The following is a 22,385-nucleotide window of genomic DNA, read 5'->3' on the forward strand; positions in this document are numbered from 1 at the left end:
GGCTAACCTAAGTTCACCGCCCTCATCGGAGGTCCCGCATGCGCCAGCACCTGCTCAATGACCTGACCGCGGAGCACTACCGCCGCTCCGTGGTCGAAGGAGTCGAGCGGGTGGCCGCCCAACTCGCCGCCACCGACCGCCCGTTCACCGGGGCCACGGTCGACTCCCTCGCATCCCGCATCGAGCGGATCGATCTGGACCGCCCGCTGCACGACACCACCGCGGTCCTGGACGAACTGGAGGACGTCTACCTCCGCGACGCCGTCTACTTCCACCACCCCCGCTACCTCGCCCACCTCAACTGCCCCGTCGTCATCCCCGCCGTGCTCGGCGAGGCCGTGCTGTCCGCCGTCAACTCCTCCCTGGACACCTGGGACCAGTCGGCCGGAGGCACCCTCATCGAGCGCAGACTCATCGACTGGACCGCCCAGCGCATCGGCCTCGGCCCCGCCGCCGACGGCGTGTTCACCAGCGGCGGCACCCAGTCCAACCTCCAGGCGCTGCTGCTGGCCCGTGAGGAGGCCGGCACCGGCACCCTCGCCAGGCTGCGGATCCTCGCCTCCGAGGCCGGCCACTTCAGTGTGCGGAAGTCGGCGAAACTCCTCGGTCTGGGCGCCGACGCCGTCATCCCGGTCCCCGTCGGCCACGACAAGCGCATGCAGCCCCTCGCCCTCGCCCACGAACTGGAGCGCTGCACACGGGACGGCCTGGTCCCCATGGCCGTCGTCGCCACCGCCGGCACGACCGACTTCGGCTCCATCGACCCGCTGCCCGGGATCGCCGAGCTGTGCACGCGGTTCGGCACCTGGCTGCACGTCGACGCCGCCTACGGCTGCGGGCTGCTCCTCTCGCCCCGCCGCCGCGGCCTGCTCGACGGCATCGAACGCGCCGACTCCGTCACCGTCGACTACCACAAGTCCTTCTTCCAGCCCGTGAGTTCGTCCGCCGTGCTGGTGCGGGACGGCGCCACCCTGCGCCACGCCACCTACCACGCGGAGTACCTCAACCCGCGCCGGATGGTGCGGGAACGCATCCCCAACCAGGTCGACAAGTCCCTCCAGACCACCCGCCGCTTCGACGCCCTCAAGCTGTGGACGACCCTGCGCATGATGGGTGCCGACGGCATCGGCGCCCTCTTCGACGAGGTGTGCGACCTGGCCGGGGAGGGCTGGAAGCTGCTGGCCGCCGACCCGCGCTTCGACGTGGTGGTCGAGCCGCAGCTGTCCACCCTCGTCTTCCGCTGCGTCCCCCCGTCCGCCGCCGACCCGGCCGAGACCGACCGCGCCAACCTGCACGCCCGCAACGCCCTGTTCGCCTCCGGGGACGCCGTGGTCGCGAGCACCGAGGTCGACGGCCGCCACTACCTGAAGTTCACCCTGCTCAACCCCGAGACCACGACGGACGACATCGCCGCCGTGCTCGAACTGATCGCCCGCCACGCCGGGCAGTACCTGGGAGAGTCCCTTGACCGCGCTTCCTGAAGCCCCCACCCGGACGTACGACGTCGTGGGGATCGGGCTCGGCCCCTTCAACCTCGGCCTCGCCTGCCTCGTCGAACCCATCGCCGCGCTCGACGGCGTCTTCCTGGAGTCGAAGCCCGCCTTCGAGTGGCACTCCGGGATGTTCCTGGACGGCGCCCACCTCCAGACGCCGTTCCTGTCGGACCTGGTCACCCTGGCCGACCCGACGTCCCCGTACTCCTTCCTGGCCTATCTGAAGGAGCAGGGCAGGCTGTACTCCTTCTACATCCGCGAGAACTTCTACCCGCTGCGCGTCGAGTACGACGACTACTGCCGCTGGGCCGCCTCCCGGCTCGGCAGCGTCCGCTTCGGAGCCACGGTCACGGACGTGACGTACGAGGACGAGCTGTATGTCGTACGGACACGGGACGGGGACGCCTACCGGGCGCGCCATCTGGTCCTCGGCACGGGAACGACCCCGTATGTCCCGGAGCCCTGCCGCGGCCTCGACGGCGATGCCGTCCACTCCTCCCACTACCTGGACCACAAGCACCGACTGCAGACCCTGGAGTCGATCACCGTGGTCGGCAGCGGCCAGTCCGCCGCCGAGATCTACCGGGACCTGCTCGGCGGGATCGACGTCCACGGCTACCGGTTGAACTGGATCACGCGCTCACCGCGCTTCTTCCCGCTGGAGTACACCAAGCTCACCCTCGAGATGACCTCCCCGGACTACATCGACTACTTCCACGCCCTGCCCGAGCCCACCCGCTACCGTCTCGCACGGCAGCAGAAGCCCCTGTTCAAGGGCATCGACGGCGCCCTCGTCAACGAGATCTTCGACCTGCTGTACCAGAAGAACCTCGACGGCCCCCCGCCCACGCGTCTGCTCGCCAACTCCTCGCTGAACGGCGTACACCGCGAGGACGGCGGCTACCGGCTGGACCTGCGCCAGGAGGAGCAGGAGAAGGACTACGAGCTGCGCACCCAGGGCCTGGTCCTCGCCACCGGCTACCGGTACACCGAACCGGGCTTCCTGCGGCCGATCCGCGACCGTCTGCGCTACGACGCGCACGGCAACCTCGACGTGGCCCGCAACTACGCCGTCGACACCACGGGCCGGGGCGTCTTCCTGCAGAACGGCGGCCTCCACACGCACAGCGTCACCAGCCCCGACCTGGGCATGGGCCCCTACCGCAACGCGTACATCATCCGGGAACTGCTCGGCAGCGAGTACTACCCCGTCGAGAAGTCCATCGCCTTCCAGGAGTTCGCCGCATGAGCACCACCACCGGCGCCCCCGGCACCTTCGCCTTCCGCCCCCTCGACCCGGCCGGGGACGCCGGGCTGCTGCACACCTGGGTGACCCACCCCAAGGCGGCCTTCTGGATGATGCGGGACGCCGGGCCGGCCGACGTCGAGCGCGCCTATCGGGCGATCGAGGCCGACGAGCACCACCATGCCCTCCTCGGACTGCACGACGGCACACCCGCCTTCCTGATGGAGAGGTACGACCCCGCCCACCGCGAACTGGCCGGCCTGTACCGGCCCGAACCGGGTGACGTCGGCATGCACTTCCTCGTCGCGCCGTCCCAGACGCCCGTGCACGGCTTCACCCGCGCCGTCCTCACCGCGGTGATGCGGCACCTGTTCGACGACCCGGCGACCGCCCGCGTGGTCGTCGAACCCGATGTGCGCAACACCGCCGTGCACGCCCTGAACGCGGCGGTCGGGTTCGTGCCCGAACGGGAGGTCCGGAAGCCGGAGAAGAGGGCACTGCTGAGTTTCTGCTCCCGCGAGCGGTTCGAGCGGGCGATGGCGGCATGAACCTCGCCGACGCCGTCTCCCATCTGTCCCCCGGACGCTGGGAGCACGCCAACCGCCTCCTCGTCCGCAAGGCCCTCGCCGAGTTCGCCCACGAGCGGCTGATCACGCCCGAGCGGGACGGGGAGGGCCGGTACGTCGTCCGCAGCGACGACGGCCACACCGTCTACCGGTTCGCCGCCACCCGCCGCGCCCTCGACCACTGGCAGGTGGACCCCGGTTCCCTCACCCGGCACCGCGACGGCCGTGCGCTGCCCCTCTCGGCCCTGGACCTCATCACCGAGCTGCGGACGTCCCTGGGGCTGGGCGACGAGGTGCTCCCGGTCTATCTGGAGGAGATCTCCGCCACCCTCTCCGGCACCTGCTACAAGCTCGCCAAGCCGAAGGTCACCGCCGCCGAGCTGGCCGGGAGCGGGTTCCAGGACATCGAGACCGGCATGACCGAGGGCCACCCCTGCTTCGTCGCCAACAACGGACGGCTGGGCTTCGGCATCCACGACCACCACGCGTACGCCCCCGAGAGCGCGAGCCCCGTCCGGCTGGTGTGGCTGGCCGCGCACCGTTCGCGGGCGGTGTTCACGGCGGGGGCCGGTATCACGTACCCGTCGTTCGTCCGGGAGGAGCTGGGCGAGGAGGCGGTCGAGCGCTTCCACCGGCAGCTGACCGGACAGGGCCTGGACCCCGCCGACTACCTCCTCATACCCGTCCACCCCTGGCAGTGGCGCAACAAGCTCGCCGTCGCCTTCGCCGCCGACATCGCCCGGCGGCACCTCGTGTGCCTGGGCGAGGGAGACGACGAGTACCTGGCCCAGCAGTCCGTGCGGACCTTCTTCAACCGGAGCAGCCCCGAGAAGCACTATGTGAAGACGGCCCTGTCCGTCCTCAACATGGGCTTCATGCGCGGGCTGTCGGCCGCCTACATGGAGGCGACCCCGGCGATCAACGACTGGCTGGCGGGGCTCATCGAGAACGACCCGGTACTGACGGAGACGGGTCTGACGATCATCCGGGAGCGGGCGGCGGTCGGTTACCGCCACCTGGAGTACGAGGCGGCCACGGACCACCACTCGCCCTACCGGAAGATGCTCGCCGCGCTGTGGCGGGAGAGCCCGGTGGCCTCGCTCCGGGAGGGCGAGAGCCTGGCCACCATGGCCTCCCTCCTCCATGTGGACCAGGAGGGCGCCTCCTTCGCCGGTGCGCTGATCGAACGGTCGGGCCTCGCGCCGGACCAGTGGCTGCGCCGCTACGCGCGGGCGTACCTCGTCCCGGTGCTGCACAGCTTCTACGCCCACGGCCTGGTCTTCATGCCGCACGGCGAGAACGTCATCCTCGTCCTGGCGGACGGTGCCGTGCGGCGCGCGGTCTTCAAGGACATCGCGGAGGAGGTCGCGGTCCTGGACCCGCGTACGGCGCTGCCCCCGCAGGCCGCGCGGATCCGTGCCGAGGTGCCGGAGGAGAAGCGGCTGCTGTCGGTCTTCACGGACGTCTTCGACTGCTTCCTGCGCTTCCTGGCCGCCCACCTCGCCGCCGAAGGGGTGCTGCGGGAGGAGGAGTTCTGGCGGACGGTCGCGGAGGTCGTCCACGCCTACCAGGACGAGCACCCCGAACTGGCCGGCAGGTTCCGGCAGTACGACCTGTTCGCCCCTCGGTTCCCGCTGTCGTGCCTCAACCGGCTCCAGTTGCGCGACAACCGGCAGATGGTGGACCTGGCGGACCCGTCGGGGGCGCTTCAGCTGGCCGGGACCCTGAGGAACCCGATCGCCGGACTCTAGGCCCGGAGTGGGGGCGGGCACCCCGGAGTACGGTCCTCCGGGGTGCCCGCCAGCGGTGTTCAGCCCGCCGGCCAGGGCACCTGCGGCGACCGGTAGAACCCGATCCCCAGCGCCTGCCAGCGCGGCCCCTGCGCGGCGAGCCGCGTCCGGTAGGCGTCCCAGTCGTGCGTGGCGGCCGGTGACCAGCCCAGCTCGGCCACGCCCGGCAGCCTCGGGAAGGTCATGTAGTCGATGTCGGCGTCCGTGACGATCGTCTCCGACCACAGGGGCGCCTCGACACCGGCGATCGCCGAACCCGGCGCGCCCTGAAGGTAGGTGCCCGGATCCCAGTCGTAGGAGCGGCGCACCTCCACCAGTCCCGCCCAGTCCTGTCCCAGCGGGGTGTCCTCGGTGTACTTCATGTCGAGGTAGATCCGGTCGGCCGGGGACAGGATCAGCCGGGTGCCGTTCTGCGCCGCGCGGGCGACCTGGGCCTTCTCCGCGGCGCTGGTGCCGTCCAGCCCCCAGTACTGGGCCAGGGCGCCCTTCACCGGGTGCGCGCCGGTGAGCTGGTGCCAGCCGATCACGGTCTTGCCGTACCGGCCCACGACGGGCTGCACCCGGTCCATGAACGTCACGTAGTCGTCGTGGCTCGTGGAGTGCGCCTCGTCGCCGCCGATGTGGAGGTAGCGGCCCGGTGTGAGGGCGGCCAGTTCGCGGATGACGTCGTCCACGAAGTCGTACGTCACCGGCTTGGGCACGCACAGCGAGCTGAAGCCGACGTTCGTGCCGGTGTAGAGCGGGGGTGCGACGCCGTCGCAGTTGAGTCCGGCGTACGAGGCGAGGGCGGCGTTGGTGTGGCCCGGCATGTCGATCTCGGGGACGACCTCCAGATAGCGGGAGGCCGCGTAGCGCACGATGTCCTGGTACTGCGCCTTGGTGTAGAAGCCGCCGCTGCCGCCGCCGACCTGGGTCGAGCCGCCGTAGGCCGCCAGGCGCGGCCAGGAGTCGATCGCGATGCGCCAGCCCTGGTCGTCGCTCAGGTGCAGATGCAGCATGTTGATCTTGTAGAGCGCCAACTCGTCGATGTAGCGCTTGACCTGGGCGACGGTGAAGAAGTGACGGGAGACGTCGAGCATCGCGCCGCGGTAGGCGTAGCGCGGAAGGTCCTCGATGGTCCCGCCCGCGACGACCCAGGGCCCGGGCTGCACGGTCTTCCGCTCGACCGCGGCGGGCAGGAGCTGACGCAGGGTCTGCACGCCGTGGAAGAGTCCCGCGGGCCCGCGGGCGGTGATGGTGACGCCCCGGGCGCCGCTGTCCAGGCGGTAGCCCTCGCCGCCGAGCGGGCCGCCGCCCAGGCGGAGCCGGATGCCGCCGGTGCCGTGCGTGGTGACCGGCAGGCGGTAGCCGGTCGAGGGACGCAGGATGCGCGCGAGGTACTCGCCGACCCGGCGGGCCTCGCGCGATCCGTCGACGCGGATCCGTGTGCCGGGCGTGATCCGGTACGGGGAGCCGCCCGCCTCGACCGAGGCGGGCGCCGGGACCACCTGGGTCAGGGGGGTGGCGGGGGTCGCGGGCGCGGCGGGCGCGGCGCCGGCGCTCAGGGTGAGTCCGGCGGCCGCGACGAGCAGCAGCGTTCCGAGGAGGCGGGGCGTTCTGTGGTGCCGTGTCACATGCGCTCCCTTCCATGAGGTCCCACGGGCCTGTCCGGTGCGGCGCCGATGGGTATAGACCACTCTCTCGCACCGCGGGTGGAACAATCCCCCTCATGGCGGAAATCATCCAGAAGGACGGTACGTGGACCTTCGACGGCGACACGCTGCGGCTGACTCCGGGGCGCGACAAGAACGTCGGCCTGCTCCGCAGAACCCTGGGTGAACTCGCCGTCCCGCTCGGTGCGTTGGCGGGCATCTCCCTGGAGCAGGGCAAGAAGGCCGGACGGCTGAGGCTGCGGCTGCGGCTGCGCGACGGCGCCGACCCTCCCCCACTGCCTGAACGGCGTGGGGGGACCCCCTGCTCCAGGCGACCGGCGGCAGGCTCGGCGAGTCCGACGACCCCTACCGGCTGGTCGTCGAGCCCGACCGCTACGGCGTCGCCGAGTACCTGGCCGACGAGGTCCGCCACGCGCTCCTGCTGGAGCAGGTGCCGTCCGGCCCGGTCGACCGCTATCTGCTGCCCGGCCCCGCGGTGCCGCTGTCCGCGTCCGCCGGGGACGGCTCGGCGAGCTTCGACGGTGAGCGCATACGCCTGGAGTGGAACTGGAAGACCGAGGACTCGAAGGCGTCCACGGGCGTCCGCACGCTGCCCGTGGCCACCGTCACCGCCGTGGACTGGCAGCCGGCGGTGGGCCTGGAGAACGGCTATCTCCGCTTCGTCGTGCGCGGCGCTCCGACCACGACGCCACCGAAGTACGATCCCCACTCCGTCGTGCTGTGGGGCTTCAAGAAGGACCCGCTGATGGCGCTCGTCGCGGCGGCCGTACAGGCCCGGCTGCCGCACCCGTCGGCTCCCGCGGCGGCCGCGCCGGCCGGCGCACTGCCCGCCGACGAGCTCACCGTGCCCGCCCCTCGGCCAGCTCCCGCCGAGCACGACCATGACGCGCTGCTGCGCCGGCTGCGCGAACTGGGCGAGCTGCACCGGGCGGGCGTGCTGACCGAGGAGGAGTTCACCCTGGCCAAGCAGGCGGTTCTCAGACGGATGTGACCCATCCCCTGCCCGGAATCGGGCAGGATTCTTGCACTTTAGACGCCTGTACACCATGATCTAGCGGGTGCACGACGAACTCGTTGATCATCTGGAGCGGTCCACACCCCTCAGCCGGGGCGAGGCGCTGCGCGTGATCCAGGACGTGCTCGCCTACTTCGACGAGACGACCGAGGAGTTCGTCCGCCGCCGCCATCGCGAGCTGCAGACCCAGGGCCTGGTGAACGCGACGATCTTCGACCGGATCGAGGCGGATCTGAAGTACCGCGCGGTCGCGCCGCCCGAGCTCACGCTCCGACAGCTGCGCCGCATCGTCTATGGCTGAGCCGCCGGACGACATCACGTCACCGAGTACAGGACAAAAGGGACTCAAGGACTCATATGTGCGGAATCGTCGGATACATCGGTAAGCGCGATGTGGCCCCGCTGCTGCTGGAGGGCCTGCAGCGGCTGGAGTACCGCGGCTACGACTCGGCGGGCATCGTCGTCACATCCCCCAAGTCGGCCGGCCTGAAGATGGTCAAGGCCAAGGGCCGGGTCCGCGACCTGGAGGCGAAGGTCCCCGCGCGCTTCAAGGGCACCACCGGCATCGCCCACACCCGCTGGGCCACCCACGGCGCCCCCTCCGACGTCAACGCCCACCCGCACCTGTCGGCCGACGGCACGGTGGCCGTCGTCCACAACGGGATCATCGACAACGCCGCCGACCTCAGGAAGAAACTGGAGGCGGACGGCGTCGAGTTCCTGTCCGAGACCGACACCGAGGTCCTCACCCACCTCATCGCCCGTTCCCCGGCCGAGACCCTGGAGGAGAAGGTCCGCCAGGCGCTGCGTTCGGTGGAGGGCACCTACGGCATCGCCGTGATGCACGCGGACTTCGCCGACCGGATCGTGGTGGCCCGCAACGGCTCCCCCGTCGTCCTCGGCATCGGCGAGAAGGAGATGTTCGTCGCCTCCGACGTCGCCGCGCTGGTCACCCACACCCGGCAGATAGTGACCCTCGACGACGGCGAGATGGCCACCCTCAAGGCCGACGACTTCCGCACGTACACCACCGAGGGCACCCGTACGACGGCCGAGCCGACCACCGTCGAGTGGGAGGCCGAGTCCTACGACATGGGCGGCCACGACACCTATATGCACAAGGAGATCCACGAGCAGGCCGAGGCCGTGGACCGCGTGCTGCGCGGCCGCATCGACGACCGGTTCTCCACCGTGCACCTGGGCGGCCTCAACCTGGACGCCCGTGAGGCGCGCGCCGTGCGCCGGGTGAAGATCCTCGGCTGCGGCACCTCGTACCACGCGGGCATGATCGGCGCCCAGATGATCGAGGAGCTGGCGCGCATCCCCGCCGACGCCGAGCCGGCCTCCGAGTTCCGCTACCGCAACGCGGTGGTCGACCCGGACACGCTCTACGTCGCGGTCTCGCAGTCCGGTGAGACCTATGACGTCCTGGCCGCCGTGCAGGAGCTCAAGCGCAAGGGCGCCCGGGTGCTGGGCATCGTCAACGTGGTCGGCTCGGCGATCGCGCGCGAGGCCGACGGCGGCATGTACGTGCACGCCGGCCCCGAGGTGTGCGTGGTGTCCACCAAGTGCTTCACCAACACCACCGTCGCCTTCGCGCTGCTCGCCCTGCACCTCGGCCGCACCCGGGACCTGTCGGTGCGCGACGGCAAGCGGATCATCGAGGGCCTGCGCAGGCTGCCCGGGCAGATCGCCGAGATCCTCAAGCAGGAGGAGGAGATCAAGAAGCTGGCGCACCAGTTCGCCGAGGCCCGCTCGATGCTCTTCATCGGGCGTGTGCGCGGCTACCCGGTGGCCCGTGAGGCCTCCCTGAAGCTGAAGGAGGTCTCCTACATCCACGCCGAGGCGTACCCGGCCTCCGAGCTCAAGCACGGCCCGCTGGCGCTGATCGAGCCCGCCCTGCCGACGGTCGCGATCGTGCCGGACGACGACCTGCTGGAGAAGAACCGCGCGGCCATGGAGGAGATCAAGGCGCGCAGCGGCAGGATCCTCGCGGTCGCCCACCAGGAGCAGGAGAAGGCAGACCACACGGTCCTGGTGCCGAAGAACGAGGACGAGCTGGACCCGATCCTGATGGGCATCCCGCTGCAACTCCTCGCCTACCACACGGCGTTGGCCCTGGGCCGGGACATCGACAAGCCGCGGAACCTCGCCAAGTCGGTGACGGTGGAATAAGCACGTCCGCGAAGAGGCGACCCCCTGTGTGCCACCTGCACAGGGGGTCGCTCTTTTCGGGGGCCGGGGACCCGCGTCCCGGCCCGGCGCTGCGTCAGCCTGCGGCCGTCACTCCGCGGCCGGCAGCGCGTCGGGGAAGGGCGGTGGGCCACTTGGCCAGCGCCGCCGTGGCCGCGTACCAGGCGACCGCGCCCGCGGCGACCGCGAACCAGCCGCCGGCCTTGCCCAGCGAGTCGCTGCCCGCGAACCGCGCGACGGCGAGCAGCAGCAGCGAGACGAAGAACAGGCCGTAGGTGCCCTGGTCGAGGACACCGCCGGCGGCTCCGAGCGTCAGGCTCAGCGCCACCAGGGCGAACAGCAGGAGGAAGAGTCCGGCGGCGTTGTCGGACATCTGGCTGCCTGCCGTGACCGCCCAGGTGAACCAGAGGGCGCCGAGCGCGCAGAAGGCCGTCCCCGTGGCGGTGTCACGGTCGCGGAAGGCGAACAGGCCGGCGAGGAACAGGGCCACGCCGCCGAGATAGTGGGCCAGTGACACGGCGTCGGCCGTCGTCACGCCGTCGATCACCCTGGTGGTTCCGAGGCCGAAGGCCAGCAATGTGATGCCGAGTGCGAGCCGTCCGACGGTCGAGGTGGTGCTTCCCGCAGAGACGTCGTTGTCCACGGCGGGCTCCCTTCTTGTCCTGCATGCACGGTTGTGCGGTGACCGATATATGCCCTTCACAAGGGCACAAACACCTCTACGCGCAAGTAGGTTGCGGAAGATTCCCCGCGATGCCACCGGCAGGCGGCCGCCGGCCGTGGCTCATCTCACCTGGGACGACGGGGAGTTGCGGAACGGCGACGCCGGGACGACGGAGCGGGGCGCCGCCGGGCGCGCGTGCGGGACGGCGCGGTGACCGTAATCATGCGGCGGGACGGCGGCCCGGAGGACTCAGGGAATGACGATCACGGGCCGCTGCGCGCGCTTGGCGAGCCGGCCGGCGACCGAGCCGAAGATGCGGCCGACGATGCCGTGCGTGGAGCCGACCACGATGGCGTCCGCCTCGTACTCCCGGCCCACCTCTTCGAGTTCGTGGCAGATGTCGCCGCCGCGCTCGACCAGGATCCACGGCACCTCGGCGAGATGGTCGGCACAGGCGAGTTCGAGCCCGAGGACCTCGGTGCGGTGGTCCGGCACGTCGACGAAGACCGGGGGTTCACAGCCCGCCCACACCGTGGTGGGCAGCCGGTTGGCGACATGGACGATGATCAGCCCCGAGCGGGAGCGGTGGGCCATGCCGATCGCGTACGCGAGGGCGCGCTCGCTGGAGGTGGAGCCGTCGAAGCCGACCACCACGCCGTGCTTGAAGGCGGGGTCGCAGGACGGGCGTGACTCTTCCGCCGCCTCGGGCCCGGCCGCCGTGGGGTCGGCGACGCGGCGCTTGCGGTCCGCGGGATCGAAGAATTCGTGACCGGCCATGGGTGTCTCGGCGTTGTGATCCTCTGGGTGGGACGACACTGTACGGCGGAGCTGTGTCCGGGAAACATCTTCCCAACCCCATACCCCCAAGGGTACGGCGGCACGCCTCCTTAGCCCAGATCCCGCGCACCCTGCACGGGGGTTCCAGGGAGCATGCACGAGGGGACGCCCGTAACGCAACGGTTGCTGCCCCGTACAGCCGGTTCGCACGGGGTTCGACCACCGCCGGGGTCCGTCCGGCAGTGACCGGGCGGTCGGGCGCGCGTTGAATCCGGTGACCACAGCCCCAGGGAGCACGCCGTGTCCGGACCCCGCACCGCCCCTCCGCAGCGCCCCGCACCGGACACCGCGAGCGACGTGGTCCGCTGGGCCGCCTTCAGTTGCGTGCTCGTGCCCGTGGTCCTCGTCTGGTACGGCACCTCGCCCGCCGGCGCCATCAGCACCGCGCTGGGCCTGGCGACCATCACCTGGGTGTGCCGGCTGCTGCTGCGGGAATCCGAGCGGCATGCCGCCCGGTTGGCCGCCGAGGAGCGCGCGCCCCACCGCGGACGGCACAGCAGGACCGGAACGGGGGCGCACAGGGGCGGTCGGCACAGCGGGGGAAACACTCCGGTCGACTGACCGGTTTCCGCGCACGCCCCCGCTTCTTTTCAGCCAACTTCTACCCCTTGTGCATCACCCGCTCGAACGCCCCCTCACCCCCCGTTCGACCTGCACCGAAAGGGTCCTGAAGGGCGTACGCACCCTATGGGGATTGGCCACCGGGGCGAGGCGCACTTCCCTGCACGGCCCACGAGTGCAACGCTTCGTGATCGAATGCTTCACGCCAAGTTGCCATGTCGACAATGTGCCGGATGGTGAACTGGTCACCCCGGCACCACGGGAACACAGTAGATTCGATCATGACTGTCTTACGGCGGGGGACTCGTGCAGGACCGAGGGGAAACGTGCAGGAGCGACACAACCGAGGAGCCGCGACCACCGAGGGGGGCTTAGCAGGATGAGCCACGACTCCACTGCCGCGCCGGACGCCGCGGCCCGGAAGCTTTCCGGGCGACGCCGCAAGGAGATCGTCGCGGTGCTGCTGTTCAGCGGCGGCCCCATCTTCGAGAGTTCCATACCGCTTTCGGTGTTCGGGATTGACCGCCAGGACGCCGGAGTGCCGCGCTACCGACTGCTGGTGGCCGGTGGCGAGGAAGGCCCGCTGCGGACCACAGGGGGCCTGGAACTCACCGCACCGTACGGGCTGGAGGCGATCTCGCGGGCGGGCACCGTCGTGGTGCCGGCGTGGCGGTCGATCACCTCGCCGCCGCCGGAGGAATCGCTCGACGCGCTGCGCCGGGCGCACGAAGAGGGCGCCAGAATCGTCGGGCTGTGCACCGGCGCCTTCGTACTGGCCGCCGCCGGACTGCTGGACGGACGGCCGGCCACCACCCACTGGATGTACGCGCCGACGCTGGCCAAGCGCTATCCGTCGGTGCACGTCGATCCACGCGAGCTGTTCGTGGACGACGGAGACGTCCTGACGTCGGCCGGCACGGCGGCCGGCATCGACCTCTGCCTCCACATCGTGCGCTCGGACCACGGCAACGAGGCGGCGGGCGCGCTCGCCCGGCGCCTGGTGGTCCCGCCGCGCCGCAGCGGCGGCCAGGAGCGCTACCTCGACAGGTCTTTACCCGAGGAGATCGGCGCCGACCCGCTCGCGGAGGTCGTCGCCTGGGCGCTGGAGCACCTCCACGAGCAGTTCGACGTGGAGACGCTGGCCGCCCGCGCGTACATGAGCCGGCGGACGTTCGACCGGCGCTTCCGCTCTCTCACCGGGAGCGCACCGCTGCAGTGGCTGATCACCCAGCGGGTGCTGCAGGCCCAGCGGCTGCTGGAGACCTCCGACTACTCGGTCGACGAGGTCGCCGGGCGCTGCGGCTTCCGCTCACCGGTCGCGCTGCGCGGGCACTTCCGGCGCCAGCTCGGCTCGTCGCCGGCCGCGTACCGGGCCGCGTACCGGGCGCGCCGCCCGCAGGGTGACCGGTCCGGGGACGCCGACGGTCCCACGGGCCCGTCGGCGCCGCAGGTCGCGCAGGAGGCCGCCCCCGTCCCGCTGCAGGCCCGCCGCACGGCCGCCGCGAGCGCGCTCGGCCCCACGGCGTCCCTGTCCACGGACCACGGCAGACACGTTCCGGAGCTGTACGTGGCCGGCCGCCCGAGCGTGCCCGGCCAGCGCAGCGCGCCGTAGCACCGTAGCGCCGCCGCACCGCCGAGGACGGGCGGGATCCGCAAGGCCGTACGCAGGTCGTACGCGCGGCGGAGCCCGCCCGTCCTTCGTGTCCCCGGGAGAGCGTCGCGCGTGCCCCGGGCGATCTTCCCGGTGCGCAGGGGCGGTCCGCCCGGCCCGGGCGGGCCATAAGGTGGGACACATGAACGATCGCATGGTGTGGATCGACTGCGAGATGACCGGTCTCTCGCTGTCCGACGACGCGCTCATCGAGGTGGCCGCGCTGGTCACCGACTCCGAGCTGAACGTACTCGGCGAAGGGGTGGACATCGTGATCCGGCCGCCGGACGCGGCGCTGGAGACGATGCCGGAGGTGGTGCGTCAGATGCACACCGCCTCGGGACTGCTCGACGAGCTGACGGCCGGCACGACGCTCGCCGACGCCGAGGAGCAGGTCCTGGCGTATGTGCGGGAGCACGTCAAGGAACCGGGCAAGGCCCCGCTGTGCGGCAACTCGGTCGGTACCGACCGCGGCTTCCTGAGCCGCGACATGCCGACCCTGGAGGACTACCTCCACTACCGGATCGTGGACGTCAGTTCGATCAAGGAACTGGCCCGGCGCTGGTATCCACGGGCGTACTTCAACAGCCCCGAGAAGAACGGCAACCACCGGGCACTGGCCGACATCCGCGAGTCGATCGCGGAGTTGCGCTACTACCGGGAGGCGATCTTCGTCCCGCAGCCGGGCCCCGACTCGGACACGGCGCGCGCGATCGCGGCCAGACACGTGCTGCCGGCGCGGTAGCGGCCCCGGCAGGGCCCACCGGGCCCCCGGGAAAGCCTGGCGCGAGCACCCCTTCGGACCCTGTACACTTTTTCTCGGCCGGTAGGGGAAACCATTGCAAGAATGCCGGTCGTGGTGGGTGTAGCTCAGCTGGTAGAGCACCTGGTTGTGGTCCAGGATGTCGCGGGTTCGAGTCCCGTCACTCACCCCACGAAACAGGCCCATGACCTGCGGAAACGCAGGTCATGGGCCTGTCTGCCGTTTGGCCACGGCCGAACCACGGCCCATCCACCCGCGATTCGAGTCGTCCGGGAAGGAGCGATAGCCGTAAGTTCGCATGGAACCTCGCTCAACGTATGCGTACAGTCACATATTGTGCAGCTTTCGGGCATCGATGGTGCATGGTTGAGAAGTGCCGCCGTAACCCGCCGGCGCCCGAACGCATAGAGTGCGGGATCGATGAACCAACGGCAGAAGCTGGCCTCAGGGCCATAGACGGCTGCGGCCATCAACGGCGCGAAGAACTCCTCGGGCAGGGTGCCGCGTTCGAGTAGTGGCTCGCGCACCGCATGGGCCAGGTACCGCGCGCCGGTCTTCCGGCACGCTCGCCGCGTTGTCGAGGGCCGGCAGCCGAGCCACCTCAGCTGCGGCCGACAGGAATGTCGGTGCCTCTGCGCTGACCGAGGGGCTTGGAGAACCGTTCGCTCGTTGCAGGCCGTTAGCCTGTCGGTATGTCAGAGCGCGTCATGCCCGGTCGCACGGACGATCTGATCACCCTGGGTGCCGCGGACGCTCTATGGGTCAATTTGACGGCCGACAGTGCTGTGCCGACGGCTTCTGGGGCATTCACCTGCTCTCCTGCCCATGCCCGGGTGGGGTACGTCCTGCTCGGCGGCCACGTGGTGGCAACGGTGAAGGCGAGCGGCGGTCAGTGGAGTGTTCCGGAGGTTGAGGTGCGCCGGGCGGGCGCGGAACTGAACGCGGTGAGGATGGATCCGCAGGACCTGGTCCGCATCGGTCCGTTTCGTAGGGCGCCGGGGCAGGAGTGCAACGAGGAAACGCCGCTGCGCTGGCGCCAGCGCATCACGAGGGAACTACAGGAGCGGGGCGGCCCCGAGCGGGCAGCACGACGTGAAGTCGACCGCCCGCACCATCTGGCGGGGATCGACTGGCGACAGATACTCGTGGAGCGGACCCGCGACGGGACGCAGCGGACGTGGTGGCTGCCGCGCGCTGTGGTCAGACTGCTGGATGCGGCCGAGCACACCGAAACGCAGTGGGTGCAAGCCGCGCGGACCCGCCAGGCAGGCGCAGCCGTCACCGAGCCGCCCTCCCGCCCCCGGCGGGTTCGAGCCGCCGACGGCCGGCGGACGACGGGCCCCGAGGGCCCCAACGCCTCACCGCGCCCGTACAACAAAGAGCTGGAAGGCCAGCTGTACTCGGTACTCAGCAGGAAGCCCGGTACCTCCCGCAGGGTGGCCGGGTGGACGTGCGCCGTCTGCCGCGCCGCGCCCGCCGCCGTCCTCGACCACTGCCACGAACACGGCTACGTCCGCGCCCCCGTCTGCCAGTCCTGCAACACACAAGAACGCCCCGACCACCTGTACCCCAACGACATCCGCGTGGCGAACCGCTACACGCGCCTCTTTGACACCGACACCGACGACTGGCTCCGCCACTGGCACCGCTGCCCCGGCTGCCGCGCCCGCACCACCCTGCCCCTGCCACATCTCGCCGCATGGACCGCCCACATAGCCTGCCGACCGCTGCGCCCGACCCACCCCGCCCCCCGCGGGCGCAAGCCCTGCGGCGTCCTGCGCGTGTCCTGGACCGGCAGCCAGAACGCACCCCGTTCCTGCCTTCTCACCGTCGCCGTCGACTTCTGCCCATCCGGCGAGCACCGCGTCCTGGCACAAGTCCCCTACCGCGAAGCCGCCGAGCGGTTTCGTGCCTGGTTGGCCGAGACGGCCCCTGCCGTGGCCACCGCGGCCGGCCCTGAGCGCCTGGACGGCCTCCCCGCCCAGTCCCGGCCGGTCATCGCGGACACCAGCGGCAAGGATCTAGAACTGTTCTGAGCGGGCACCGGAGCCGTCGAAGATCTACGGGTTGCTTCCGGTACTTCGACTCGCCGACATGGTATGGGGCGTTTCGATGAGTTGATCGGTCCGTTGCGGGCGAAGCCGGGAACGGTGCCACCGCATCTGAACGAGTGTCAGCGTCGACTGCTGTACGGGGCGGAGGCCCTGCAACTCGGTCACGGTGGAATCGCCGCCATCGCACAAGCGGTGGGGTGTTGGCTCGGCGCGAGCCGCGGTCGACGACGGCGACTCGTCGCACGGCCGCCGCAACGCGCATCGACCGTGCGATCCGTAAGACCGGATCCGAGACCGGCGAGATCCAGACCTAACTACTCAGAAACGACATCGAAACATCCCCTCTGTCTACTCAGCGGAGACACTGATTCATTTCAGTGAACCCGACTTGAGGAGTCATCATGACCGACAACCTCGACCTGGCCGCTCTCTGCGAGGCCAGCGGCACCAAGTTCCTCCTGGCGCTCTTCGTCGACCTCAACGGCAAGCCGTGTGCCAAGCTCGTGCCTGTCGAGGCTGTCGACGAGCTGGCGACGGAGGGCGTCGGCTTCGCCGGGTACGCCGTCGGCGCGATCGGGCAGGAGCCCAAGGACCCCGATCTGATGGCGATCCCGGATGCCGCCTCCTTCACGCCCGTCCCGTTCGTCAAGGAACACCTGGCGATCGTCCACTGCGACCCCCACGTGGAGGGCGAGCCGTGGCCCTTCGCTCCCCGCGTGATCCTCAAGCAGGTCGTCGCCAAAGCGGCCGCCGCAGGCTTCGCTCCCTATGTCGGCGCCGAGGTGGAGTACTTCCTCCTCAAGCGCGACGCGGCGGGTGCCCTGGTCCCGGCGGACAGCGACGACGTCGCGGCCCAGCCGTGCTACGACGCGCGTGGCGTCACCCGGATGTATGACCACCTGACCTCGATCAGCACCGCGATGAACCAGCTCGGCTGGGGAAACTACGCCAACGACCACGAGGACGGCAACGGCCAGTTCGAGCAGAACTTCCGATACGCCGATGCCCTGACGACGGCCGATCGAGTCGTCACCCTCCGCTACCTGCTGAACGTGCTCGCCCGGGAGCGGGGCATGATCGCGACCTTCATGCCGAAGCCGTTCGCCAACCGCACCGGCTCCGGCCTCCACCTCCACCTCTCCCTGCGCGACACCGCGACCGACACCTCGGTCTTCCCGGCGAGCAGCGCGGGCGACGAGGACTCGGTCGGTCTGGGGTTGTCGAAGACGGCGTACTCCTTCGTCGCCGGCATCCTGGAGCACGCGACCGCTCTACAGGCGGTCATCGCACCGACGGTCAACTCCTACAAGCGGACCGGCGCGGTCGCCTCCAGTGCGAGCGGTGCGACCTGGGCGCCCAAGCTGCCGACGTACGGGGGCAACGACCGCACCCACTACGTGCGCATCCCGGACAACCAGCGCATCGAGCTGCGCGGTGGTGACGGCGCGGCCAATCCGTATCTCGCCATCGCCGCGGCCGTGGACGCCGGCCTCGACGGCATCGCCAGCGGCCTCTCCCTCGGCGAGGTCGGCACCGGTCCCGAGACCCCCTTCCCGCTGACGCTGCTGCACGCCGTCGAGGCCTTCGAGGCAGACGACATCGTCAAGGGAACCCTCGACATCGCGGGCCCGGGGGTCGCCGACTACTTCGCGAGCCTGAAGAAGGACGAGTTCTTCGCCTACCACGCGGCCGTCTCCGGCTGGGAGCACGACCGCTACCTCACCGCCTTCTGAGGCCCGTCACCCCCGAGAAAGGGACTCAACCCATGTGTGGAATCGTCGGGTTGCACCTGCGCAGCCCCGAGCTCTACTCCCGGCTCGGTGAGCTCCTCACCGGGATGCTGTGCGAGATGGAGGACCGCGGCGCGGACTCGGCGGGCATCGCCGTCTACGGCAACGAGGACTGGTCGCCGCGCGGCAGGGGCTCGGTCTCACTGATCGACATCGACCTGTCCGGCGAGACGGTCGCGGCGGCGCTCGGCGCCGAGGCCGGCACCGAGGTGACGGCCGTCACCGTCGACAACGTGGTGCTCGCCAGCGCCGACATCGACTCGGAGGTGCTGCTGGCCGCCGCGAAGAAGGCCTACCCGCACGTCCTCATCGGCGGCTTCGGCGAGGACCTCGCCGTCCTCAAGGGCGTCGGCGCCCCCCGGGCGCTGGCCGAGAGCTGGGGCCTTGCGAAGGCGCAGGGCTGGCAGGGCGTGGGCCACACCCGGATGGCGACCGAGTCGGCGGTCACGTCGTCGGGCGCGCACCCCTACGCCGTGGGCCCGGGCGAGTGCCTGGTGCACAACGGCTCCTTCTCCAACCACGCCACGATCCGCCGCGACCTGCGGTCCGCCGGCGTCGAGTTCGACTCCGAGAACGACACCGAGGTCGGCGCCCGCTTCGTCGCGCACCAACTCGCGGACGGCAAGGGCGTCGACGAGGCGCTCACCGAGCTGACCAGGACCTTCGACGGTTTCTACACCCTGCTGGTCTCCAACCGTGACAGCTTCGCGGTCGTCCGCGACGCCGTCGCCTGCAAGCCGGCCGTCATCGCCGAGACCGACGACTGGGTGGCGATGGCGTCGGAGTATCGCGCACTCGCCCACCTGCCCGGCGTCGAGAACGCCCGGATCTGGGAGCCCGAGCCCGAGGTCATCTACCACTGGAACCGTCAGGAGGTGTCGGCATGAGCTCCGCCGACGAGGCAGTGCCCGCGTTCGACCTGAGCACCACGCCCCTACGCGAGGTCAACCAGGCGCTCCACGCCGCGGGCCTCGAAGGTGAGTACGTGATCGAGAACCCCCGCGGCGCCCACAACGTCGCCGTCGGCCTCGACGCGCCGGTCAAGGTCACCGTCAACGGTCACCTCGGCTACTACGCCGCCGGCATGAACCAGCAGGCCGAGGTCGTCATCAACGGCAACGCCGGCCAGGGCCTGGCCGAGAACATGATGAGCGGCACCGTCCATGTCACGGGCTCGGCCTCACAGTCGGCCGGGGCCACCGGCCGCGGCGGTCTGCTGGTCATCGACGGTGACGCCGGCGCCCGCTGCGGCATCTCGATGAAGGGCATCGACATCGTCGTCGGCGGCGACGCCGGGCACATGAGCGCCTTCATGGCGCAGAAGGGCCGCCTGGTGGTCCGCGGGGACGCGGGGGACGCGCTCGGCGACTCGCTCTACGAGGCCCGCATCTACCTGCGCGGCACCGCCAAGTCGCTCGGGGCCGACTGCGTCGAGAAGGAGATGCGGCCCGAGCACCTCGAGGAGCTGGCAGGCCTGCTCAAGGCGGCCGGCTTCGAGGACGACGACCCGGCGTCGTACAAGCGCTACGGCTCGGCACGCACGCTCTACCACTTCACCTACGAGAACGAGTACTGAGGCAGGATCCGATGACCCTCACCTCCGATGATCGGGCCCGGCTCGGCCTGCGCGAGTCCGCGACCTTCGACCGGGCCACCATCGCCGCGATCCAGCGTGCCGCCGAGACCGGCATCTACGACATCCGCGGCGGGGGCGCCAAACGCGCCCTGCCCCACTTCGACGACCTGCTCTTCCTGGGCGCCTCGGTGTCGCGCTACCCGCTGGAGGGCTACCGCGAGCGGTGCGGCACCGACGTGGTGCTGGGCGCACGCAACGCCAAGTACCCCCTCCGCCTCGACATCCCGGTGACGATCGCCGGCATGAGCTTCGGGGCCCTCGGAGCCAACGCCAAGGAGGCCCTCGGCCGCGCGGCCTCGGCCACCGGCACCTCCACCACCACCGGCGACGGCGGCATGACCCCGGAGGAGCGCGGCCACTCCAAGACGCTGGTCTACCAGTACCTGCCCAACCGCTACGGCATGAACCCGGACGACCTGCGCCGTGCCGACGCCATCGAGATCGTCCTCGGCCAGGGCGCCAAGCCGGGCGGCGGCGGCATGCTGCTCGGCCAGAAGGTCTCCGAGCGGGTCGCCGGCATGCGGGACCTGCCCGCCGGCATCGACCAGCGCTCGGCCTCGCGCCACCCCGACTGGACCGGCCCGGACGACCTCACCATCAAGATCAACGAGATCCGCGAGATCACCGACTGGGAGAAGCCGGTCTACGTCAAGGTCGGCGCCTCGCGCACCTACTACGACGTCAAGCTCGCCGTGCACGCCGGCGCGGACGTCGTGGTGGTGGACGGCATGCAGGGCGGCACCGCCGCCACCCAGGACGTCTTCATCGAGCACGTCGGCATCCCGACCCTCGCCGCCGTTCCGCAGGCGGTGCAGGCGCTCCAGGAACTCGGCGTCCACAAGAAGCCGGACGGCGTCCAGCTCATCGTCTCCGGCGGCATCCGCTCCGGCGCCGACGTCGCCAAGGCGCTCGCCCTCGGTGCCGACGCCGTCGCCGTCGGCACCGCCGCCCTCATCGCGCTGGGCGACAACGACCCGAAGTACGCCGCCGAGTACGAGAAGCTCGGCTCGGCGGCCGGGTTCTACGACCAGTTCCAGGCGGGCCAGGACCCCGCGGGCATCACCACCCAGGACCCGGAGCTGCAACAGCGGCTCGACCCGGTCGAGGGCGGCCGCCGAGTCGCCAACTACCTGCGGGTACTCACCATGGAGGCCCAGACGATCGCCCGCGCCTGCGGCAAGGCCCACGTCACCCACCTCGAACCCGAGGACATGGTCGCCACCTCCATCGAGGCGGCCGCCATGGCCCGCGTCCCGCTCGCCGGTACCTCCTGGATCCCGGGCCGGGGGTTCTGATGGCGACGAAGGCAGTGGTCGTCGGAGGCGGCCTGATCGGACTCTCGATCGCCCGGGCACTGACGCAGCGCGGACTCACCGACGTGCTCGTCCTGGAGCGGCACCAGCTCGCCGGCGGCGGCACCGGCAAGTCCAGCGGGATCGTCCGCGCGCACTACGGCGTGCCCTCGATCGCCGCGATGGCGTGGCGGAGCCTGCCGGTCTTCGAGGAGCTCGGCGACCGGGTCGGCTTCCGCCAGGTCGGCTACACCGTCATCGTCGGTGAGGAGAACGCCGAGCCGCTCAGGGCCAACACCGCCATGCACCAGGGCCTCGGCATCGACGTCGACCTGATCGACAACGACCGGCTGGCCGGGCTGTGGCCGATGATGGAGGTCGGCGACGTCGCGCTGGCGTCGTACGAACCGCGTGGCGGGTTCGCGGACGCCACCCAACTCGCCCTGTACTACGGGCAGGTGGCCCGTGACCAAGGCGCGCGCATCCGGCAGAACACCCCCGTCGCCCGCGTCCTCACCGCGGGCGACAAGGTGACGGGTGTCCTGCTCGACGCCGGTGAGGTGGTCGATGCCGACATCGTCGTCGTCGCCTCGGGCTGGTGGTCGGCGAAGCTGCTCGCCGGCCTCGGGATCGACTTCCCGGTCGAGGCCTACCGCTCGGAGCTCCTCATCGTCGACGCCGGCGAGCCGCTGCCGAACCTCCCGGTCGTCTCCGACCTGGTGAGCCTGCAGTACTGCCGACTGGAGGGAGCGGGCCAGTTCCTCGTCGGCAACAGCGACCACGCCGACTTCCAGAAGAAGTTCGTCGACCCCGACAACTACTCCAACATCGCCGGCGAGGCCAGTATCGAGAAGTACGCGGAGAAGGTGATGCACCGCTTCCCGGGTTTCCCCGACCCGTCGGTCACCCACGCCTACGCCGGTGTGTACGACGTCCCGCCGGACTGGAACCCCGTGATCGCCCCGGTCGGAGGCGTCGACGGCCTGATCCTCTCCGCCGGCTTCGCCGGTCACGGCTTCAAGATCAGCCCGGCCGTGGGCGACCTCGTCGCCGACCTGGTGTTCGAGGGCGACAGCACCGACCCCGACATCCCCGCCTCGGACTTCCGCCTCGAACGGTTCGCCGAGGGCAAACCGCTGAACAGCCTGCACCCCTATGTCGGTGCCGGCGAGATGCGGTGAC

General features: G+C 70.6%; 18 protein-coding genes, 1 tRNA gene and 1 pseudogene. 17 read left to right on the forward strand and 3 right to left on the reverse strand.

Going from position 1 to position 22,385, the window contains the following annotated elements; all coding sequences use genetic code 11:
- Positions 1-38: 38 nt before the first annotated feature.
- The 4 genes from ACZ79I_RS14745 to ACZ79I_RS14760 are packed head-to-tail and all read left to right on the forward strand — an operon-like array spanning position 39 to position 5,056.
- Entirely contained in the window at positions 39-1,481 is a 1,443-nt protein-coding gene (locus tag ACZ79I_RS14745) for a pyridoxal phosphate-dependent decarboxylase family protein (RefSeq protein ID WP_471497690.1), read from the forward strand.
- Positions 1,465-2,742 carry a lysine N(6)-hydroxylase/L-ornithine N(5)-oxygenase family protein gene (locus ACZ79I_RS14750; protein WP_471497692.1) on the forward strand — a complete coding sequence of 426 codons (1,278 nt, stop codon included), beginning with the start codon at positions 1,465-1,467 and terminating at the stop codon, positions 2,740-2,742. The genes ACZ79I_RS14745 and ACZ79I_RS14750 overlap by 17 nt, the downstream gene beginning before the upstream one ends.
- On the forward strand, positions 2,739-3,287 hold the full coding sequence (locus ACZ79I_RS14755; protein WP_471497694.1) for a GNAT family N-acetyltransferase: 549 nt from the start codon (positions 2,739-2,741) through the stop codon (positions 3,285-3,287). The genes ACZ79I_RS14750 and ACZ79I_RS14755 overlap by 4 nt, the downstream gene beginning before the upstream one ends.
- A complete protein-coding gene (locus tag ACZ79I_RS14760; RefSeq protein ID WP_471497696.1) occupies positions 3,284-5,056 on the forward strand; it encodes an IucA/IucC family protein in 1,773 nt (590 codons plus the stop codon). The genes ACZ79I_RS14755 and ACZ79I_RS14760 overlap by 4 nt, the downstream gene beginning before the upstream one ends.
- A gap of 59 nt (positions 5,057-5,115) precedes the next feature.
- Here the strand turns inward: ACZ79I_RS14760 and ACZ79I_RS14765 are convergent, their stop codons facing one another.
- The gene (locus tag ACZ79I_RS14765) at positions 5,116-6,708 is read right to left on the reverse strand and encodes a beta-N-acetylhexosaminidase (RefSeq protein WP_471497698.1); all 1,593 of its coding nucleotides are present in this window, start codon (positions 6,706-6,708) and stop codon (positions 5,116-5,118) included.
- 95 nt (positions 6,709-6,803) lie between these two features.
- Here ACZ79I_RS14765 and ACZ79I_RS14770 point away from each other — a divergent pair.
- The 3 genes and pseudogenes from ACZ79I_RS14770 to glmS all read left to right on the forward strand — a co-directional run bounded on the left by ACZ79I_RS14770 (position 6,804) and on the right by glmS (position 9,937).
- Positions 6,804-7,738, forward strand: a pseudogene (locus ACZ79I_RS14770) (DUF4429 domain-containing protein).
- A 67-nt stretch (positions 7,739-7,805) separates the two neighbouring features.
- On the forward strand, positions 7,806-8,063 hold the full coding sequence (locus ACZ79I_RS14775; protein WP_471497700.1) for a hypothetical protein: 258 nt from the start codon (positions 7,806-7,808) through the stop codon (positions 8,061-8,063).
- Between the two features lie 56 nt (positions 8,064-8,119).
- Positions 8,120-9,937 (forward strand): glutamine--fructose-6-phosphate transaminase (isomerizing), encoded by a 1,818-nt coding sequence (gene glmS, locus ACZ79I_RS14780; RefSeq protein ID WP_471497702.1) that lies wholly within the window; start codon positions 8,120-8,122, stop codon positions 9,935-9,937.
- A gap of 94 nt (positions 9,938-10,031) precedes the next feature.
- Here glmS and ACZ79I_RS14785 read toward each other — a convergent pair whose 3' ends face one another.
- On the reverse strand, positions 10,032-10,598 hold the full coding sequence (locus tag ACZ79I_RS14785) for a GPR1/FUN34/YaaH family transporter (protein WP_471497704.1): 567 nt from the start codon (positions 10,596-10,598) through the stop codon (positions 10,032-10,034).
- Between the two features lie 270 nt (positions 10,599-10,868).
- The gene (locus ACZ79I_RS14790; protein WP_471497706.1) at positions 10,869-11,396 is read right to left on the reverse strand and encodes a universal stress protein; all 528 of its coding nucleotides are present in this window, start codon (positions 11,394-11,396) and stop codon (positions 10,869-10,871) included.
- Between the two features lie 300 nt (positions 11,397-11,696).
- On the opposite strand from ACZ79I_RS14790, the gene ACZ79I_RS14795 reads away from it, so the two are divergent.
- The 10 genes from ACZ79I_RS14795 (at position 11,697) to ACZ79I_RS14840 (ending at position 22,384) form a co-directional block, all read left to right on the forward strand.
- Positions 11,697-12,017, forward strand: coding sequence for a hypothetical protein (locus ACZ79I_RS14795; RefSeq protein ID WP_471497708.1), 321 nt, complete (start codon positions 11,697-11,699; stop codon positions 12,015-12,017).
- A 379-nt stretch (positions 12,018-12,396) separates the two neighbouring features.
- On the forward strand, positions 12,397-13,629 hold the full coding sequence (locus ACZ79I_RS14800; RefSeq protein ID WP_471497710.1) for a helix-turn-helix domain-containing protein: 1,233 nt from the start codon (positions 12,397-12,399) through the stop codon (positions 13,627-13,629).
- 181 nt (positions 13,630-13,810) lie between these two features.
- Positions 13,811-14,413, forward strand: coding sequence for an oligoribonuclease (gene orn / locus ACZ79I_RS14805; RefSeq protein WP_471497712.1), 603 nt, complete (start codon positions 13,811-13,813; stop codon positions 14,411-14,413).
- 114 nt (positions 14,414-14,527) lie between these two features.
- Positions 14,528-14,603 (forward strand) — tRNA-His (locus tag ACZ79I_RS14810).
- 520 nt (positions 14,604-15,123) lie between these two features.
- A complete protein-coding gene (locus ACZ79I_RS14815; RefSeq protein ID WP_471497714.1) occupies positions 15,124-16,467 on the forward strand; it encodes an endonuclease domain-containing protein in 1,344 nt (447 codons plus the stop codon).
- 419 nt (positions 16,468-16,886) lie between these two features.
- Entirely contained in the window at positions 16,887-18,218 is a 1,332-nt protein-coding gene (gene glnT / locus ACZ79I_RS14820; protein WP_471497716.1) for a type III glutamate--ammonia ligase, read from the forward strand.
- 32 nt (positions 18,219-18,250) lie between these two features.
- On the forward strand, positions 18,251-19,162 hold the full coding sequence (locus tag ACZ79I_RS14825) for a class II glutamine amidotransferase domain-containing protein (protein ID WP_471497718.1): 912 nt from the start codon (positions 18,251-18,253) through the stop codon (positions 19,160-19,162).
- Complete coding sequence (locus tag ACZ79I_RS14830) at positions 19,159-19,851, forward strand: glutamate synthase (protein ID WP_471497720.1); 693 nt, start codon at positions 19,159-19,161, stop codon at positions 19,849-19,851. Before ACZ79I_RS14825 ends, ACZ79I_RS14830 begins: the two co-directional genes overlap by 4 nt.
- An 11-nt stretch (positions 19,852-19,862) precedes the next feature.
- The gene (locus ACZ79I_RS14835; RefSeq protein WP_471497722.1) at positions 19,863-21,206 is read left to right on the forward strand and encodes an FMN-binding glutamate synthase family protein; all 1,344 of its coding nucleotides are present in this window, start codon (positions 19,863-19,865) and stop codon (positions 21,204-21,206) included.
- The gene (locus ACZ79I_RS14840) at positions 21,206-22,384 is read left to right on the forward strand and encodes an NAD(P)/FAD-dependent oxidoreductase (protein WP_471497724.1); all 1,179 of its coding nucleotides are present in this window, start codon (positions 21,206-21,208) and stop codon (positions 22,382-22,384) included. The genes ACZ79I_RS14835 and ACZ79I_RS14840 overlap by 1 nt, the downstream gene beginning before the upstream one ends.
- Position 22,385: the final 1 nt, after the last annotated feature.

This window comes from Streptomyces sp. PSU-S4-23 (assembly GCF_055632315.1).